This window comes from Amycolatopsis sp. SID8362, assembly GCF_010550475.1.
Lineage (GTDB): Bacteria > Actinomycetota > Actinomycetes > Mycobacteriales > Pseudonocardiaceae > Amycolatopsis > Amycolatopsis eburnea.
Genome location: NZ_JAAGNB010001035.1, coordinates 1 through 1,547, shown reverse-complemented (window position 1 = coordinate 1,547; position 1,547 = coordinate 1). Strand labels below are relative to the sequence as shown.

Below are 1,547 nucleotides of genomic sequence, written 5' to 3'. Positions count from 1 at the left end.
CTGGCCGAGGTGGCCGCGGACGGCGGCGCGGTCACCGCCCGCGACGTCGGCCGCGCGGCGGCAGCGGGCGACTTCGGCGCGGTCAACCTCATCCGCGACGGCGGCAGGCGGCTCGGCCAGGTCATCGCCTCGCTGGTCTGCTTCATCAACCCGGGCATGGTCGTGATCGGTGGTGGGGTGGCCCAGCTCGGGCACCAGCTGCTGGCGGAGGTCCGCAGCGCGGTGTACCGGCGTTCGCTTCCGCTGGCGACGGGAAACCTGCCGATCGTGCTGTCCGAGCTGGGCGAGACGGCGGGCGTGATCGGAGCCGCGTGGTCGGCGACGGACCGGGCCTTCACGCTGAGCAGCTGACCGCGGCCCGGCGGGGCGCGCGGCCCGTCTCGGACGTAGTGAATGACTCATTCATGTCGTCAGACGACATGAATGAGTCATTCACGTCGTCCGGAGCGGGGGCAAGGCGGTGGCGACCCCGGGGCTGGACTCACGGTCGGTCGTCGAGCAAACCCGAGTAGTAACATCAAGATCGCGCAGACTTTCGCATCGAACGTACGAAAGTCTGTCCGGTTTCGCACGTCTATCCGGGTGAAAACCGGGCATAAAGCGACTCCCTCACCTTGACGAGTGATGCGCGCCACCCTACTTTCGCTGCCTGAGCGACAAAGTCCGTTCAGCAGGCAGCACAAGTTGGGGGCACCGTGGCCGTCACCGGGACGAGGCGAGCCGAGCCGGCGAGCCCGCGGACCGCGAACCTGGCCGCCGTCCTGCGTGCGCTGCGGGGCGGGCCGCTCTCGCGGACGCAGCTGGCCGCCCGGTGCGGGATCGCGAAGTCGGCTGTTCCCGGGCTGCTCACCGATCTCGCCGGGCGCGGGCTGGTCCGGGCCGCCGGGGTGCTGCCCGGCAACGGGCGGCCGAGCCGGCTCGTCGAGTTGCACGGCGAAGGCGCGTACGCGCTCGCCTTGAGCATCGAAGCCGACCGGTTGTCGGCCGTGGCCACCGATCTGGCCGGGCGGGTGCTGGCCGAGCGGGCCGAGACCGTCGACGTCGCCGCGCTCGGGCTGCAGAGAGGCATGGACGAGCTCGCCCACCTGGCCCGTGAGGTGCTGCCCGGCGCCCCGGTCGGGGTCGCGATCTCCGTGCCGGGGCTGGTCGACTCGGCCGCCGCCGTGCTGAGACTCGCGTCGGCGTTGCGCTGGCGGGACGCCGAAATCGCCGGGCTGATGGCCGCGCGGCTGAACGTGCCCGCCGAGGCCGTCGCCGTTGACAACGATGCCAACCTCGGCGCGCTCGCCGAATCCCTCGACGGTGCCGAAGACCTGTTCTACCTCAGCGGCGGCACGACCGTCGGCGGCGGGCTCGTCTCCGCCGGCACGATCCTGCGCGGCGCGCGCGGGTTCGCGGGAGAGGTCGGGCACATCGCCGTCGACCCGGTCGGCGAACGCTGCGCCTGCGGCCGGACCGGCTGCCTGGAGACGAAGGCGAACCTGGCCGCGGTCCTGCGGGCCGCGGCGCCGCCGGGGGATCCCTTGCACGATCCCGCGCTCGGCGTC

At 72.6% G+C, this 1,547-nt stretch carries 2 protein-coding genes; both read left to right on the top strand.

What is annotated here, in order from left to right:
* Positions 1–351 (top strand): ROK family protein (locus G3I65_RS32500; protein WP_160699488.1); only part of this gene is annotated, 351 nt, incomplete at its 5' end.
* Between the two features lie 344 nt (positions 352–695).
* On the top strand, positions 696–1,547 hold an 852-nt coding region (locus G3I65_RS32495), incomplete at its 3' end, for an ROK family transcriptional regulator (protein WP_160699487.1).